Origin of the sequence: Clostridium oryzae, from assembly GCF_002029235.1 — a bacterium.
GTDB lineage: Bacteria > Bacillota > Clostridia > Clostridiales > Clostridiaceae > Clostridium_AE > Clostridium_AE oryzae.
In genome coordinates, this window is the sequence record NZ_MZGV01000013.1 from 87,179 (window position 1) to 104,356 (window position 17,178).

At 31.0% G+C, this 17,178-nt stretch carries 12 protein-coding genes, 1 pseudogene and 2 CRISPR repeat arrays; of the genes and pseudogenes, 10 read left to right on the forward strand and 3 right to left on the reverse strand.

What is annotated here, in order from left to right; genetic code table 11:
• Window positions 1-37 precede the first annotated feature (37 nt).
• Entirely contained in the window at window positions 38-385 is a 348-nt protein-coding gene (locus CLORY_RS08250) for a winged helix-turn-helix transcriptional regulator (RefSeq protein ID WP_242954372.1), read from the reverse strand.
• A gap of 135 nt (window positions 386-520) precedes the next feature.
• Between CLORY_RS08250 and CLORY_RS08255 the strand changes: the two genes are divergently transcribed.
• Together CLORY_RS08255 and CLORY_RS08260 are read left to right on the forward strand one after the other, a co-directional pair.
• On the forward strand, window positions 521-922 hold the full coding sequence (locus tag CLORY_RS08255; RefSeq protein WP_079423162.1) for a pyridoxamine 5'-phosphate oxidase family protein: 402 nt from the start codon (window positions 521-523) through the stop codon (window positions 920-922).
• A 178-nt stretch (window positions 923-1,100) separates the two neighbouring features.
• Complete coding sequence (locus tag CLORY_RS08260) at window positions 1,101-1,670, forward strand: DL-endopeptidase inhibitor IseA family protein (RefSeq protein ID WP_169911567.1); 570 nt, start codon at window positions 1,101-1,103, stop codon at window positions 1,668-1,670.
• Window positions 1,671-1,850: 180 nt separating this feature from the next.
• Window positions 1,851-4,789: direct repeats of the CRISPR family, unit length 30 nt; unit sequence GTTTATAGAATACCTATAAGGAATTGAAAC.
• Between the two features lie 116 nt (window positions 4,790-4,905).
• On the opposite strand, the gene CLORY_RS23240 is transcribed toward CLORY_RS08260, so the two are convergent.
• A complete protein-coding gene (locus CLORY_RS23240; protein WP_169911563.1) occupies window positions 4,906-5,076 on the reverse strand; it encodes a hypothetical protein in 171 nt (56 codons plus the stop codon).
• Window positions 5,077-5,465: 389 nt separating this feature from the next.
• Window positions 5,466-6,683: pseudogene (locus CLORY_RS08265) on the reverse strand (ISNCY family transposase); the annotation flags it as partial.
• A gap of 608 nt (window positions 6,684-7,291) precedes the next feature.
• Here CLORY_RS08265 and CLORY_RS08270 point away from each other — a divergent pair.
• The 8 genes from CLORY_RS08270 (at window position 7,292) to CLORY_RS08305 (ending at window position 16,478) form a co-directional block, all read left to right on the forward strand.
• Window positions 7,292-8,296, forward strand: a complete 1,005-nt coding sequence (locus CLORY_RS08270; protein ID WP_079423166.1) for an RAMP superfamily CRISPR-associated protein — start codon at window positions 7,292-7,294, stop codon at window positions 8,294-8,296.
• Entirely contained in the window at window positions 8,293-10,044 is a 1,752-nt protein-coding gene (locus CLORY_RS08275) for a Cas10/Cmr2 second palm domain-containing protein (RefSeq protein WP_079423168.1), read from the forward strand. Before CLORY_RS08270 ends, CLORY_RS08275 begins: the two co-directional genes overlap by 4 nt.
• Window positions 10,045-10,046: 2 nt before the next feature.
• Entirely contained in the window at window positions 10,047-11,105 is a 1,059-nt protein-coding gene (locus CLORY_RS08280; protein WP_079423170.1) for a type III-B CRISPR module-associated Cmr3 family protein, read from the forward strand.
• Window positions 11,106-12,395, forward strand: coding sequence for a hypothetical protein (locus CLORY_RS08285; protein ID WP_079423172.1), 1,290 nt, complete (start codon window positions 11,106-11,108; stop codon window positions 12,393-12,395).
• A gap of 22 nt (window positions 12,396-12,417) precedes the next feature.
• Window positions 12,418-13,311, forward strand: coding sequence for a type III-B CRISPR module RAMP protein Cmr4 (gene cmr4 / locus CLORY_RS08290; protein ID WP_079423174.1), 894 nt, complete (start codon window positions 12,418-12,420; stop codon window positions 13,309-13,311).
• A complete protein-coding gene (gene cmr5 / locus CLORY_RS08295) occupies window positions 13,304-13,702 on the forward strand; it encodes a type III-B CRISPR module-associated protein Cmr5 (RefSeq protein ID WP_079423176.1) in 399 nt (132 codons plus the stop codon). Before cmr4 ends, cmr5 begins: the two co-directional genes overlap by 8 nt.
• Before the next feature lie 2 nt (window positions 13,703-13,704).
• The gene (gene cmr6, locus CLORY_RS08300; protein ID WP_079423178.1) at window positions 13,705-14,841 is read left to right on the forward strand and encodes a type III-B CRISPR module RAMP protein Cmr6; all 1,137 of its coding nucleotides are present in this window, start codon (window positions 13,705-13,707) and stop codon (window positions 14,839-14,841) included.
• 602 nt (window positions 14,842-15,443) lie between these two features.
• Window positions 15,444-16,478, forward strand: a complete 1,035-nt coding sequence (locus tag CLORY_RS08305) for a YdcF family protein (RefSeq protein WP_079423180.1) — start codon at window positions 15,444-15,446, stop codon at window positions 16,476-16,478.
• A 263-nt stretch (window positions 16,479-16,741) separates the two neighbouring features.
• Window positions 16,742-17,167: direct repeats of the CRISPR family, unit length 30 nt; unit sequence GTTTATAGAATACCTATAAGGAATTGAAAC.
• Window positions 17,168-17,178: the final 11 nt, after the last annotated feature.

Sequence of the window (17,178 nt, forward strand, 5' to 3'; positions counted from 1 at the left end):
TAAAAAATTCAGCTGATAAGGCTGAATTTTTTATATGCTATTCTTCTGGAGATTTCTTATCCTTCAGGGAAGTGATGTACTTATCCCCCCATATTTTGAATTGCTCTAAAACAGGCTGAAAATCTCTGCCTAATTCCGAAAGAGAATATTCGACTTTAGGTGGAATCTCTGAATATACTTTTCGGCTGACTAATCCATATTCTTCAAGCATTCTCAGCTGTTTCGTCAGCGTTGCCTGGGTAATCCCTTCCATCCTTCGCATAAGTTCGCCATATCTCAAGGTGCCATCACTTAAATGATACATTATGAGTATGGACCACTTCCCTGAAAAAACCTTCTGAGCTGTAAAATACGGGCATTTACCAAATAAACTTTTGTTATCCAATACTTCATATCCTTTCTATAGTATCTTTTAGGATACTTACATTGCGAAATAATCGTACTTGTATTTTTAATTACACATGCTATTATTGATATATATTAAAATTTTAACATGTGTACATGGAAGGAGCAACATATAATGAAGGAAACTTTAGAATTCTTAAAAGAAGCAGGAACTTTCTATATAGCAACTACGGAGGGCGATCAACCAAGAGTAAGACCTTTCGGTGCTGTTTTTGAATACGAAGGAAAATTATATATTGTAACTAATAATACAAAGAAATGCTTTAAACAGATGATTGCAAATCCTAAAGTTGAAATCTCTGGCATGAACAAGAAGGGCCAATGGATTCGTCTTACTGGAGAGTTAGCAAATGATGATAGACGTGAAGCAAAAGAAGCTGCACTTGAAAGCAATCCATTTCTTAAGAACATGTATAACATCGATGATGGAATCTTTGCAGTTCTATACTTTACAAAAGGGACAGCTACTATTGCATCGATGAAGGGTGATTCAACCACTTACGAATTATACAAATAAAATGAATTTATAGTGTTTATACGGCTTTAATGTAATTTAAAACTATATCTAATACGCTTCGTATATTTAATTGAGGAAAGTTCGTTGGACATAAGTCAGCGGTACATATATTTGTGTACAATGCTATACTTATATGAAGGTGATACTACAAATTATTTTTAAAGGAAGCGAGTTATATATGAAACATTTAAAAATCAGAAAGAGCATATTGAGTTTTGTTGTAACACTATTATTTTTTACATCTGTATTTGGATACACGGCATCTGCTTCAACAAAATCAAAAACAGCAACTATTTCTAACAAAAAAATAGTGGAAATAAGTGCTAAGGCATATACTGCTTTTCGCAAGCTATATGGATTAGGCAGTCCATATCAGGATAAAATAATAAAGGTCAACGGAATAGATTATGGGAAATTACCTGTAAAGCTTAAAAGCGAAAAAGCTGTTAAAGCTTATGTAGAAAAAGAAACTCATCTTGACAGTTATTTTACTAAAGAGCTTAAGAATAAAATTTTGCAGGACATGATTGTTTTGTATAAAGGTAATTACTATCTAGGCGTTGGCGATCCTGAAATTGGTATCGTGGATTTAAGTAAAGCAACAGTAAAAAGCAAAAGTTATGTTAATAAATCTGTGAAAGTTACACTGGAAGGAGAAGAAGCTGGAGGAGCTAGGACCACTAGCAAGCTTATTCTTATCCATACTAATGGTAAATGGCTTATCAGTCAATGGAAGGAGATTTCCTAGGGGATAGCCTGAAAACTGAAAAATTAAGAATTTATTTTTTTCGTCGACCTCCAGTAGTGTAAAAACACCGGGAGGTCGACGAAATTAATAATGGGACAGATAGAGGGCTTGCAGGTTTTGTTAACACAACAGTAACAAATTGACAAAATAATAAGCCCTGATATAATGGGAGTTGGAAGGGTTTATAGAATACCTATAAGGAATTGAAACTCCATTGCTACAGCTCTGAACCTATTGAGACTTTCTGGTTTATAGAATACCTATAAGGAATTGAAACACTGTATTCAATGACAAATTGGGATTATCGGAGGAGTGTTTATAGAATACCTATAAGGAATTGAAACCAAACCACGTTTTTTCCTTCTCCGCCAGATTGATAGTTTATAGAATACCTATAAGGAATTGAAACTACTTGCAGTACTCTGCCAACCTTTCAATATTTTTGTTTATAGAATACCTATAAGGAATTGAAACCTGGCTTTTGAGCTGGGTGTATCTTTGGGTATTCTGTGTTTATAGAATACCTATAAGGAATTGAAACAGTATTGGAGCAAAAAAGATTCTGAAAGCAAAGAAAGGTTTATAGAATACCTATAAGGAATTGAAACAAAAAACATCTGCAACTCTGTCATATTCACTGCTTGTTTATAGAATACCTATAAGGAATTGAAACTCATCATCCATAAGGATTGCATTGTTAATTATCTTGTTTATAGAATACCTATAAGGAATTGAAACCTTCCTCCTTGCCATGCTCCTGCACTATCTCGCAAGTTTATAGAATACCTATAAGGAATTGAAACCTTAAAAAGTTAAAACGAAGATAACCAGAGAAATAGCGTTTATAGAATACCTATAAGGAATTGAAACACTTGTGAGCTTCTTTCATAGCCTTACTTGATATTGTTTATAGAATACCTATAAGGAATTGAAACTCCATTGCTACAGCTCTGAACCTATTGAGACTTTCGTTTATAGAATACCTATAAGGAATTGAAACCTATCGAGGGCAGTGGAAAAGTAGTCGGATATGCAGCGTTTATAGAATACCTATAAGGAATTGAAACTCTTCTCTGAGTTCCGACATTAAGTTTACTTCCGTAGGGTTTATAGAATACCTATAAGGAATTGAAACAATGCTTGCTTATTGGGGAAAGAGAAAGAAGCTTGGTTTATAGAATACCTATAAGGAATTGAAACCAACCGATTGTATGATATCTTCTATAAGGCTGGTGGTTTATAGAATACCTATAAGGAATTGAAACCTTTAAAAAGAAATAAAATAAGTGCTAATGAGATTGGTTTATAGAATACCTATAAGGAATTGAAACCGAAAACAATCTTATTTGCCCTTATTGTGGATATGAAGTTTATAGAATACCTATAAGGAATTGAAACAAATACCATCAGACACATTGAAATTCTTAGGTACATCGTTTATAGAATACCTATAAGGAATTGAAACTCACATTTGCTGTCTATAGCTGGTGCTTTGATTTTGGTTTATAGAATACCTATAAGGAATTGAAACTATTTACAACGCTCTGCCAATCTCTCGATATTTAATGGTTTATAGAATACCTATAAGGAATTGAAACTATAATAGTGCTCAGTCCAATAGTTCTTTTTAGATGTTTATAGAATACCTATAAGGAATTGAAACGCGAATACTATAAAGTCACATATGTTCGTTGCTGTAGTTTATAGAATACCTATAAGGAATTGAAACTACAATGGCTATACGGATAAAGAAGCTTTGTTTGGGTTTATAGAATACCTATAAGGAATTGAAACAAAACCACGTTTTTTCCTTCTCCGCCAGATTGATAGTTTATAGAATACCTATAAGGAATTGAAACATGAAATGGAAGCAGTCTACTACGCTAAGAACAAAATGTTTATAGAATACCTATAAGGAATTGAAACTACAGCATTTCGTTTATATAGATGAAAAAGGGTTCTCGTTTATAGAATACCTATAAGGAATTGAAACCAAGCTGTGCAAGAGTATTTCAGAGAACGAGGTGAGAGTTTATAGAATACCTATAAGGAATTGAAACCTGATATTAATACGCAAATGGCAGATATTACGACCAGTTTATAGAATACCTATAAGGAATTGAAACTATCTTTAACGTATTTATTCATGCTATCACTTCCTCTAGTTTATAGAATACCTATAAGGAATTGAAACCAAGTGCAATACGATCATTCGGTTTGAAAGCCTCCGGTTTATAGAATACCTATAAGGAATTGAAACTTGCATTAGGAAGGAGACGAGTTATGAATTGGTGTTAGTTTATAGAATACCTATAAGGAATTGAAACCAAACTACGGTATAGAACGTACAAGTGATATTGATAGTTTATAGAATACCTATAAGGAATTGAAACTAAAAAAGCCTGCAACGCAATATAGGTGTGCTTTAGGTTTATAGAATACCTATAAGGAATTGAAACAAGAACTTCATGAGTTAGGGCGTACCGATAGATGGATGTTTATAGAATACCTATAAGGAATTGAAACATTCAATAATAATCATATAAATACTCAATTAAACTAGTTTATAGAATACCTATAAGGAATTGAAACTCAAATACATATGATTCTAACAAATCTCTATATTTTGGTTTATAGAATACCTATAAGGAATTGAAACTTAGCCATTGTACCGGTTATTTTTTTCTTTTTTTCTGTTTATAGAATACCTATAAGGAATTGAAACCTATATAAATCATATACATTATCGCATATAAAGTATGTTTATAGAATACCTATAAGGAATTGAAACGAGTCTAGCAGAGAAGAGTTCCAGTGTTCCGTTGTAGTTTATAGAATACCTATAAGGAATTGAAACTCCTTTTCATAATCCTAACGCCTTTCTAAGTTCTGGTTTATAGAATACCTATAAGGAATTGAAACTCAGAACATCATCATTATATTTTGTTGCCATATCAGTTTATAGAATACCTATAAGGAATTGAAACCTAGTCAACATTCTTTCTATGAAATCTATGGTTTTGTTTATAGAATACCTATGAGGAATTGAAACTCGACTCTTGTAAATTGGATATATTACCGAGCTGTGTGTTTATAGAATACCTATGAGGAATTGCATCAAAAAATTGATGTCTATTTTTATAAAAAATTTGATATAATAAAAATAAGAAATGCTTAGTGCTGGTAACACTAAGTATAACCTAGAATGTTTTTTTAGGGTTATAGAAAAATGTACTTAATCTTTGCTGGATGTGGTGCTTTTTTCTTTGCTTGAAACTTCTATATCAAGTCCTAACAGCTTTACACTAATTTTTAAATGATCTATAAATAGATTGTGAGTTAAGACTAACCTAACAATATATATGATTGCTATGTATTTTAATAACTTTACAAATAGTATAATCAATACAATACCACCTTCTTAGCTATGATGGACTTCACTAATAGCACAGAAGGTAAAAGTCCTAAATGGACTTTTACGGGCAACTTGCGAGTGAGAGCGAGCATGGTTAAGGTGCCCAGTGGCGAAGACAAAACGTTCAAAACCTCCACAGCCATCCTTCTGTGGATATTAAATATTTTACATGAATATGTTATCATGATTATAGATGAATACGTAGTGGAATATTATGGTGTGATTAGCTATGTAAACCATTTTTGAAAATGTCCCGAAAAACGTTAAACATTAGCACCAGTTTTTGCTGGTGCTTTATTACATTGAAACCTAAATTTTAAGGCATGGAAAACAAACCTTAGAATCAAATTAATTTCTAAGCTAGAAAAACAATAAGAATTTTAAGCTGTGATTTCATTTTTATGGTGAACTTGCTGATTACAATACTGCTCAAATGAAGCTTGTTTCCACGGATGACTCATTGGTGGTATGTAACGTTTCTTTGGCTCCTTTGGAGCCTCAACCAAGTCAAAGTTCTTTGATGAAGGAGCATGGTTCGGAAGAAGTTCAAGCGCATAAACTTTTTCATTCACACAAAAATACAGTTCATTATTAAATGCCTTAATTACTACACCAGAGGTGCCTTTATGATAGTACACAGGGTAACCGTTAGTATCCACAGGCAGGTAATACTGTTTGTTATATTTTATGCAGCATCCGTTATCTACTTTTCTGCTAGCAAGCACTGCAAGAGTTAAGTTAATTTTTTTCAAATTGGATTGCTTTTCAAACACAGATTTGATATTATCAACAGGTAAAGCAAATTGAGCATTGAATTTTTTTATGTAGGAGTTTAAAAATTCATTTGCCTGTTCAATTGAGCTTATACCGGCAAGACGCAATTCGATAGGTAGTCGTGATTGTAAGGTTTGAAACAAGCGTTCCACACGTCCTTTGGCTTGTGGAATGCTGCTGGTTTTAATCTCAATACCTAACTGGTTACACGCATATCCAAATTGAGTAAAAGTATCTTCTTCGACAGAAGGAGATTTTTTTTGTTTATACTCAAAAACAGTACGCCTATCAGTGTAGAACATATAAGGAATTCCGTGATTGGTTAGTACCTGATAAAGTACGTTATAATAGCCATTAAGCGTTTCCTGAGTATCAAAATAAGCACCAGCAATTGTACCTGTAGCATCATCAACAGCAATATGAAGCTGAGATTTATCCTGTCCAAACCAAAGATGAAGAGAAGCATCCATCTGAAGCATCTCACCAAAATAAGCTGATCTAGGGCGTCTAGGATGGGCATCATCAATATCAAGAATAGCACTCTGAATAATCGTGGCTTCTTTTTTTGATCTAGTATCCTTTTTCATAGCTTCTAACTTCTTGTGTAAAGCCTTCTTAGAAGAGCGGTTTGCCTTAGGTGACAGGATGAATTCCTTCATAAGGATGGAACGTATAGTGGTTGCTGAAACCTTTATTCCTTCAAATTCTTCTAAGAGTTCTGAGAAATGTGTAAGATTTGAATCTTCATATTTAGTTCTATATAAATCGACAATGTCTTGTTTGACTGTGTCATCAAGTGCTATAGCTGGCTTTCTTCCTCTATTGCTACTCTCTACTTGTTACCATTATTCTCGACTAACTTCTTTATCACTCTAAACTTCATCTCTTCGTTCATTCTTAAAACTACCTTTCTAATTATGTCCACCCCATCTCCTACTAATGAGGTTTTATTATACTACATATTCTATATTTGGGACATAATCATCTTTGGTACAATAAGACATATCATATTTCAATCAGAGAAGGTTTTGTTAACACAAGGGTAACAAATTGACAAAACGGCAAGCTCTGATATAATGGGAGTTGAAAGGGTTTATAGAATACCTATAATGAATCAAACTAGTAAGAAGTCATGATATCAAACAGAGTAACCAAGGGTTATAGACTACCTATCGGTAAAACTATAATAGCTTTAAAAGAATGTTGGGTATTAACCCGATTTAAAAAATGGAAAAATCTTAAGCATTTTGTAATGAAGTGCTTATTTTTTTATCTGTTTTTAAAAGATACAATATCGTGTAAATTTTTAGAGGAATGGTAATAAAATTGTAGAAATATAAAATTAGGGCATTACCTAGTATATAGTGCATTTAAATTTAGGATTTGTTAATAAAAAATAGTTGGTAACAATTAAAAGGTGGCGATGAAAAGTTTGAAGAAAGCAGAAATAGAAATAAAAATAATAACTCCGATGTTTAGCTATGGAAATAGGGATAAGAAGCTAAGTAAGGAAAAGGAAAATGTAGAATTTAGGATAACTGAATTGAAATCGCTTATAAGAAGCACATTTAGAGAATTAGGCTGCTTTAAAGATTTACAAAGTATGAAAGTTGAAGAAGGAAAAACGTTTGGAACTATATTAAAGATTCCAGAGGTTGATAGTAGAGGTATAAAATCACCTATAAGTTTTAGGATAAAAGAGATAAAAATTGATGAGATATCAGAGTATATGTTACCACATAAAACAGAGGAAAAAGATAGGTCGAAGAGGCCCTGTGTAAAAGAAGAATCCATAGTAAAACTACTTATGACATGTAAAGATAATATTGATATGTATTTTTACATAAAGCTTTTAATTCAAGCATCAATCCTAGGTGGGCTTGGAGGCCGTTCAAGGAAAGGATTTGGTTCATTTACAGTTACCGATGTTAAATGTGAGAAGGAAGCTTATAACTTATTGGAAAAATCGACACTAGAGATTTTATTACAATTAAATAATGAAGATATATTTGAATTTAATGCAGTTAAAGGAAAGTTGAAGAGAAAAGGTGAAGGATTGAAATATCCATACATAAAAGCTATACAGGTAATTCCCTTCAATGACGGAAGTAATTACAAGGTTTTGTTGAAAGAAATATCTCAATTGACACATGACAGGCTTAAAGATGATTTTGGTTTTTATGCAGATAAAAAAATTAGAGAAAGAGATACAGTGAAGTCTTATAAAGGCGAAAACCAAAGGTTTGCGTTTCCAGTTTGTGTTTCTTTTTCTGAATATGCAAGAGAAAAGTGTATGGTTATAAAGGAACTTAATTATGATTATATTATGAAAAGTTTAGATAAAACTCAGAAGGAAAATGTAAGAGTATATAACGAGAAGTATGTACAAGCATATATTGAAAAATTAATAGAAATTGTGAAAGGAAAAACGAAATGAGTTGTTTGATTGGAGTCACAGTGGGACCTATACAGGCGTATATAAAAGAATCTAGAAAGTTAAGTGATCTATATGTTAGTAGCAAAATAATGTCGGATATTATGAAAAATATAATTAAGTTTATTAAGGAAAAGGATGCGGAGGCGAGGCTCATATATCCTAACTATGATGTCTTAGATATTGATGCCACAGGAGACTGTTCGAATTATATGGTGTTTGAAGCTGAAAACGTAATAGATATGAAAAATATAGAAGAAAGTGTCTATAATAAACTTGCTCAGGGTAATGAGAAATTGGTAAAGCAATTTAAAGATGATTTCTATTTGTTTTGGGGAATAAAAGATTTTGCAGTTGATAACTATCATAGTACATATTTGAAACTTGAAAGATTGATGAGAAGCCTGAAGAATACATATATGTTTACTCAAAGCTGCCAGGAGGGAGGAAAAAAATGTTCAATATGTGGTAAAAGAAATATTGTTAGATTAACTGATGATATTAAAAGAAAAAAAGGAGTAGCAGAAGATGAGAATTTATGCCCAACATGTTTGTTTAAAAGAGAATATTTAGATAAAAAATTAAACCAGAAATTTAGTAGCTCCATTTATTCTATTTCAATAAATGTATGGAAGAAAAACAATGAGAAGTTTTTACAGGAAATAAATTCTGAATTATTAGATGTATTCAAACAAGTAAATAAAGTAAGCTTTGAAGAAGTAGACAGATATTATGATGTAAATCAGTTGAGTAATTTAATTAAAAAGTTTAAAGGAAAAGATGAAAAGATTGAATCAAAGCTGATATTAATAAAAAAGGAATTAGAAAAAGTCTATAATGAAAAAAACGATATCAAAATTCCAGATTATGAGTATTGTCTTATGCAACTAGATGTAGATGATTTGGGAAAATGGATAAGGGGGGAATTTCTCAAGAATAAAGATACAGACGAATTGAAAAACTTTCAGAAGAAGCTTTCGGCATTTTTGATTGAATTTGGTCTAGAGTTAAGGAGTTTTTTTGAAAAGTCTGAATGTCAGGTTGTATACTCAGGTGGGGATGATAGTCTCATAATATTACCTACTGAAGAAATAATGTATGCGCTAGATAATATAGATAAAATATTCGAAGAATTAGTATGGAATAAAATGAAAAAATATTTTGATATTACTAGAAAAATATCATATTCAATAAGTGCAACTATAGCTAAGTGCAATAACCCGTTAGGATACTCTATACAAAGAAGTAGAGAAGAATTGGAGCGTGTTAAGACTAGGTTTAATAGGGAAGCAGATAATAAAAATGGTGTGAGCTTTAACTATATTATAAATGATGGAAAAGAGATAGTTTGCTATTTAAGGAGAAATACAGTTAAACTATTTTACAGCCTTGTTAAAGAGTACGAGAATATTGAAGAAGACGGATCATTCTCATATATAAATTGGTATGAGACAGAGTTTTCAAAATTTAATTATACAGATATTTCTTTTGAAAATTTACTGTCGTTGAAAACTATTATGAAATGTGAAATGAAAAGACTCCTTGGAAGAAGTATAAAAGGAAGAAATTCAGAGGAAAATAGAGTGCATTATATTAACGGAATGATAGAACTACTTAATAAGTTATATTTAGAAAATTATACAGAAAATAGGTCTAATCATATAACTATAGATTTCCTAAATATATTAAATACCTTTAAGCTTTATGAAAAATTGTGCAGTTTGAATTTCCATTTTGAGAAGGGGGTGTAGTAATGGAATTATTAAGTATAAAACCATGCGATAACACCTTTTTTAGGGATGGAAGTGCTTACGGTAAAGGGATAAATAATTATATTTGTAGTAAGAATACTCCGTATCCATCAGTTTTTTTTGGTGCCATTTATAGTGTATTATTAAGTGAAAATAATGAATTTAGAAAATTGTTTTTTGAAAAAGGAAATTATGACCATCAAAATATTCTAAATATTGGTAATGTGTATTTATATAATGAAAAAATTGAAAAGGCATATATAAAAGCACCTAAGGATTTGTTTGTAAATTCTAATAGCAATGTTTTATTTGGTGATTTTGAGGTGAGAGATGCAAAATTTAAATCTATAACACTTGATAAAATATTGCAATCGCCTGTCGATAGAGATTATAAAAAAGCAGATAAAAAGTACATAAATGTTGATGACGTGTTTCATGCATATGCAAAGCATCAAAGTTTTATTATTAATTTAATAGATGAGGGGGATATATTTGTTAAGAATAAAAAAATTGGATTAAAAATTGAGACTTTGAAACGAACAGCACAGGATAAGTGCTTGTATAGAATAGAACAAACAGAATTTGTAAATAATGATTGGACTTATATTGTTGAATATAAAATTAATATGAATTATCTTAAGCAGAAGTATGGAATGACTATAAAAGATTTGACATCTGGATATTTAAAGCTGGGAGGAGAAAGCAAAGCAGCAAGATACATAAAAGTTAAGAATGATTCTGTAGAAAAATTTAACAGAGAATATGAAATGCATGAAAAAAGTATAGTTAAAGTGTTGTTTATAAGTGAAGTGATTTTTGAAAAAGGTATAGAAGAGATTTTTGAGAACAAGGTAAAAGTTCTAGGACTTGCAACAGATAAGCCAATATATATTGGAGGATATGATATGAAAAACAATGGTAAAGGGAGCGTAAGAAAAATGTACAAGGGGTATAGTGCTGGAACCGTAGCCTTACTTGAAGTTGAGACACCTATGAAACTAAAAAAAGAATTTCATGACGCTAAGGGATTTAATAGATATGTAGTATTGGAGGAAGTTTAAATGGCAGAATCGAAGGTTAAGAATTTAGTTATATGTTCTACATTAAATCAGATAACAAATTATCTTGTTATAAGGGCATTAAAACCGGAAAGAATTTTTAATATAACATTTTCTGAAGATGCTAGAAGGAAAATGAGTGATAACATAGATAATTTTCAATGGGATACATGGTTGAAGGATGAATTGAAGTCATTAAGTTTAGAAATAAATGATATAAAACTTGAAGATAAGGAAATTTATAATTTAAGCACAATAAAAAATAGAATTAGCAGTAGTATACACAAAAATAATAGCGATAATAATGAACCTATATATTGGCATATTACTGGTGGACAAAGATTAATTTGCCTTGCAATATATGATTTTGTAAAGAGAAGAAATAATGATAGACTGCTGTATATTGATGGAAACAATGAGAAGTTGATTGAAAATGATAACAAAGGTAAATTTATAACATGTGACAGATCTTATGCTGATAAAGAGCTTACATTTGAAACTGCATTACATCTTGTAGGATTTAACACTGCCGGATTAGACAGGTCACATATATATAAAGTTGCTGAAGCAGAAAACTTGAGCACAAATACTGATTTTTTGAAAGAACATAATTATTACCAAAAATTATATGAGATTATAAAAGATGAAATGGATACTGAAGGTTTGAAGAAAGGTGGCTTTTGGGAAGATGTGATAAAGACAAATCAGTTGCAAACTAAAGATGAAAGATGTAGGAAGATAAGAGAGTTGTTTTGTATGCTAGAAAATAATAAAACAGAATTAAAAACCAGTTTGCTAAAATCAGAAAAGCCATATGACATTTATAATTCTGAGGAACTTAATAAAGGGTTTCCAGCTGGATATATATTTGAGAAAGTTATGTCTCATAAAATTTTTGATATTATAAAAAGCGATGAAAGAATAGTTCAAATGCAGTCAAGTTTGAAAACTGAATTTAAAGATAAAAAAGACAAAGATTATAACTTTATGGTAGATGAGCTCGATATTGCTCTTCTAACGAAAACTGGGAAATTGATAAATTTTGAATGCAAATCAGGTGGAATGACAGGAAACAATGCAAAGAGCCATAATTATACAACATATAGGTTATCAGGAGTTTTTGGAATGCCTATAGTATTATCGCCATTAAATGAAGGTGAAATACTGAAAGAAGAGTCTATTTTACAAACTCAAAAGCAAGCTGTAAGAGCAGCTAAAAGCGCAGAAATTGAGGTTTGGCCAATTGATAAAATTGAGGATAGATTAAAGAAATTATTAGATATAAATAATTAAAATAAATGTAAGGAGAATAATAATGTATAAAGAAAAAAAAATAGTATATATTAAAGCGTTAACACCTTTGCATGCAGGTGCAGGTGATGGACTTGAAATTGTGGATATGCCAATACAGAGAGAAAAACATTCAAATATACCAAAGATAGAAGCTTCAAGTTTAAAAGGATCAATAAAACATCATTTATATGACAAATTGAATTGCAAAAATGATGAAAAAATCAGAAAAGATATGTACTCAATATTTGGTCCAGAAAACGGAGATGATCATGCAAGTCTTATTGGTTTTACAGATGCAAGGTTATTGCTATTTCCCATAAAATCTGGAACAGATATATTTAAACTAATAACCTGCAAATATGTTATTCAGAGATGGATAGAAGATTTAAAAATGACAGATGGAGAAATAGAAGAAGAATCAGATTTTCTAAGATTTATAGATGTTGCAGATGGGCAATTTAAAGATTTTAAAGGAGAACAACAACAGATTTTGGAGGAATATGTGTTTGATATTGACAACACTGACAATGAGGTTAAAGATGGAATTAAAATTATTCTTGAAAATAAATTAAAAGGTATAGATATTAACAGAGTTGTACTGCTTTCAGATAAGGATTATATTGATTTAGTTTCAATGTATACAGAAATAATAACCAGAAATAAGATAGATGTAAAAACCGGTGTTGCTGAAAAAACTGGACTTTTTACAGAAGAGTATCTGCCTTCAGAATCTGTTCTATATTTTATAGCACTAGGGTCAGATTCATTTGATGAAGCTAATAAGAAGACAGCAAGTGAAGTCATGGATTATTTCAATAGCAATGTTGGTGAGGTATTCCAGGCAGGTGGAGATGCTACAATAGGAAAGGGTTTTGTTAAATTACTAAATCATAAAGAGGTGACTGAGAATGAATAGTATTAAGAACACAAACCTAGATGTGGCTCAATATGCTATGTCATGTGTAAATTCTATAGAAAAGGCCAATCAGAAAAAATATAAAACTTTAGTGAAAAAAATGTCTGCATTGATTCAAAGGAATGGTCTTATACTTACGCTTGCATTTGTTTTCTCTAAAGGAACTAATAATGAACATGGAAAAGTCTTAGAACAAATGAGAAATTGGTGTACGAATAATTATAAGCTTACTAGAATATTTGATGGAAAGCAGGAAATAGATAATAGCATGTTTATAGAAAAAATAACTTCATTATCCCAAAGAGAATATGTTCTGGTGACAAGAGAGATGATTGTATTATTTGGATGGATAAAAAGATTTGCTGATGGAATGATTGAGGGAGAGGAATAGATATGAGTGATAATAATTCAAAAAACTCTATTGATACCCTTATAAGAAGTTATGTAAACAGATTAAAGAAAAATGTTGGTCAAGATGGAAATTATAAACTTTTAAGAGATAAATTTAAGAACATAAAAGCTGCAAAGAATATTGATGAAGAAAAAAACGTTAAATATACAGCAAGTAAGAAGGAACAAGAACTCTGCAGAAAAGCAAATGAAAACATTGAAAGTATTAAAGGTAGTCTTTGGGAAAGATATTTTTGGATTAATTTTGAATGTGAAGTAAATGATAAAATGGTAATAGGTCTTGGTGAACCTTCAGTTCATGAAGCTAATATTACTCTACATAATATATATGGAATTCCATTTATACCAGCCCAAGCCATTAAGGGAACCTTCAGAAATTATCTAGAACAAGAAATTGGATCTCTAGATAATGATAAAGTTAAAAGAATATTTGGCGATGAAACTAATCAAGGTAAAGTGATATTTTTAGATGCTTTCCCTGAACAAAAATATGCTATACAAGATGACATAATAGCAAAACATCATGCAGATTATTACAGTGATAAATGCAAGTTTCCGTTAGATACTGATAAAGTTGATTTAGTTAAATTTCCCGTAGTGAAAGAAGCAAAATTTAAAATTACCATAGGTATTGAAAGAAATATTGATATTATGAAAAGAGAATGTAGCTATGAATTTGCGTATTTTTTAGTTAAAAATTTATCTGATGCTTTGGAACTTCAAGGGTTAGGCGCTAAAACATCGGTAGGCTATGGATATTTCAATGTAGGTAGGGTAGAATTGGAGAATACATTGAGAAAAGATATAGAAATGTTAGCGAAGCTTGAAGAAAAAAAGAAGATTGATAAACTTATGAAAGGCATGACTGAATTAGAAAAAGATATTTATTATATAGAAAAAATAAATGGAAAATTAGAAAAGAACCAAGCAATAATGGAGTTATTTAATCAAAATATTGATATATTAGGTGATGAAGAAAGAAAAAAATTGGCTAAATATTTGATGAAATATCTTAAGGATAATAATAAATGGAAATGTGGGAAAAAAGTAAATAAAGATTATAAGAGAATAGAAAAAGTTTGCAATGTACTTGAAATTGATTTGCCAACTGAAAAATAAATATAGCCTTATAAAATATTTTTTCGTCGACCTCCAGTAGTGTAAAAACACCGGGAGGTCGACGAAATTAATAATGGGGCAGATAGAGGACTTGAAAGTTTTGTTAACACAATGGTAACAAAATCACAAAATCGCGAGCCCTGATATAATGGGAGTTGGAAGGTTTATAGAATACCTACAAGGAATTAAAACGTGCTAATATAGATGGCTTGGCAAGGCTAGGAGGCAAGTTTATAGAATACCTACAAGGAATTAAAACCAGTGTCTCCAATATGATAAGCATTGTTAAATGATTGTTTATAGAACACCTACAAGGAATTACATTGAAAAAAGGCACTTAATCTTTGAAAGATAAAGTGCCTTTTAGCATATGGAGAGTTATGGAATCTTTCGAATGTCTCCAACCTATATATTGCTTAACTGAGAGATTATACATTGAGGTATAATTGGGTAAAAAATAATAATGTTTTACTGTTACAGGTTTAGGATGATAAAATAAATGTGTGAATGCAAATTACTGATATGCCATTGCAAAGTTTGATAATAGAATTTTGCAGGTAAGGTTCACTATTAATGCTTATGGGACGGGATGGGAAAATACTATGAATTATACTTTAATTTTTGGAAGCTTTTTTTTAATACTATTCATTTTATCGGAAATACAGAATCCTAGCAGAATTATTAATGGCTTTTTATTTTTTATGAGTTTTTCAATCTATTATTTAGCAATTGTATTTATGTTGCCGCGGAGTGTATCGGGATGGATTCTTTTAGTAACCATGCTGTTGATTTTTCTTGCCTTTGTAGCTTTTATAGTTTATATGATTCACAATGGAATGGTAATGATGCGGCGTGAAAAAAGGCGATTATCAAATATGCTCTCCTTACTTATGGGTGCAGGGATAATTGGAATGATTGTACTAATTATTGTTTGTGCTGTGATATCCACGGTGTATCCTCAAGTCAGTTTTATTATAACTGGTTTAACCACATGTTTTATGATAACTATGTTTGTACTGTTTCTTATGTTTAACTTTTTGATTTCAGCTGTGGTATACAGGTATCTGCCAACAAGGTATAACAAAGATTTTATAATTATTCTCGGTGCAGGACTCTTAAGAGGAGATCAAGTCTCTCCGCTTTTAGCCAGCAGATTGGACAAGGGGCTTGATTTTTACAATAGACAGGTGAAAAAGAAAGGAAAACGTGCTAAGATAATAGTTTCTGGAGGACAAGGAAAGGGTGAAGAGATTTCTGAAGCAGAGGCAATGGCAGACTATCTAATTTCAAAAGGATGTCCCAAAGAAGATATACTTATGGAGAACAAATCAAGAAATACTTTTGAAAATCTCTTGTTTTCTAAAGCTATTATGGAGCAATATGGGGGAAAGAAGAATAGTATTTTTGTTACTAACAATTATCATGTCTTTAGGGCAAGTATTCTTGCTAGAAAGGTCAAAATTAAGAGGACAAAAGGCATTGGGTCAAAGACAGCCTTTTATTATGTTCCCAGTGCTTTTATAAGGGAGTTTATAGGAGTAATTGCTATAAGAAAATGGCGGTATATTTCAATAGTTGCGATAATAGCTGGAATATATATTTTTTCGCTGGTTATGTTTTATTTATCACGAAGGTAGTAAAGGTTACGGTAAAATGACCATGTTGGAGATAAAATGGAAGCAGAAACTTTGAATGAAAAAACAAGCTTGAGCGTTGAATTTATAAGAGGGTTGAAAAGCGAATAAGGACATTATAATCTTTCGTCGACCTCCAGTAGTGCAAAGACACCGGGAGGTCAACGAAATTTATAATGAGCCAGCTAGAGGACTTGCAGGTTTTGTTAACACAAGGGTAACAAATTGACAAAATAGCAAGCCCTGATATAATGGGAGTTGGAAGGGTTTATAGAATACCTATAAGGAATTGAAACATCTTGTTGAGTAAGTTTCCTGCTGTGTCTCCATCCGTTTATAGAATACCTATAAGGAATTGAAACCTTCCTTTCTTTATCTTATGTACTTATTATAACATGTTTATAGAATACCTATAAGGAATTGAAACAAGAAACTGGTACTAAGGATATATACATTGAATTGGGTTTATAGAATACCTATAAGGAATTGAAACATTCATCTCTGCTTAATTTTTTAACTTCTGTTATGGTTTATAGAATACCTATAAGGAATTGAAACTCAAACTCATTATCCTTACTTATCTCATACATTTTAAGTTTATAGAATACCTATAAGGAATTGAAACATGCATTTGAAAAATACCGTAGTTGATAATAAAATTGGTTTATAGAATACCTATAAGGAATTGAAACCTATATATTGC

What these genes read in the sequence shown, in the direction of transcription:
- CLORY_RS08255 (WP_079423162.1), top strand. Translation starts at nt 521, where the DNA reads ATGAAGGAAACTTTAGAATTCTTAAAAGAAGCAGGAACTTTCTATATA.
- CLORY_RS08260 (WP_169911567.1), top strand. Translation starts at nt 1,101, where the DNA reads ATGAAACATTTAAAAATCAGAAAGAGCATATTGAGTTTTGTTGTAACA.
- CLORY_RS08275 (WP_079423168.1), top strand. Translation starts at nt 8,293, where the DNA reads ATGAGTTGTTTGATTGGAGTCACAGTGGGACCTATACAGGCGTATATA.
- CLORY_RS08280 (WP_079423170.1), top strand. Translation starts at nt 10,047, where the DNA reads ATGGAATTATTAAGTATAAAACCATGCGATAACACCTTTTTTAGGGAT.
- CLORY_RS08285 (WP_079423172.1), top strand. Translation starts at nt 11,106, where the DNA reads ATGGCAGAATCGAAGGTTAAGAATTTAGTTATATGTTCTACATTAAAT.
- cmr4 (WP_079423174.1), top strand. Translation starts at nt 12,418, where the DNA reads ATGTATAAAGAAAAAAAAATAGTATATATTAAAGCGTTAACACCTTTG.
- cmr5 (WP_079423176.1), top strand. Translation starts at nt 13,304, where the DNA reads ATGAATAGTATTAAGAACACAAACCTAGATGTGGCTCAATATGCTATG.
- cmr6 (WP_079423178.1), top strand. Translation starts at nt 13,705, where the DNA reads ATGAGTGATAATAATTCAAAAAACTCTATTGATACCCTTATAAGAAGT.
- CLORY_RS08305 (WP_079423180.1), top strand. Translation starts at nt 15,444, where the DNA reads ATGAATTATACTTTAATTTTTGGAAGCTTTTTTTTAATACTATTCATT.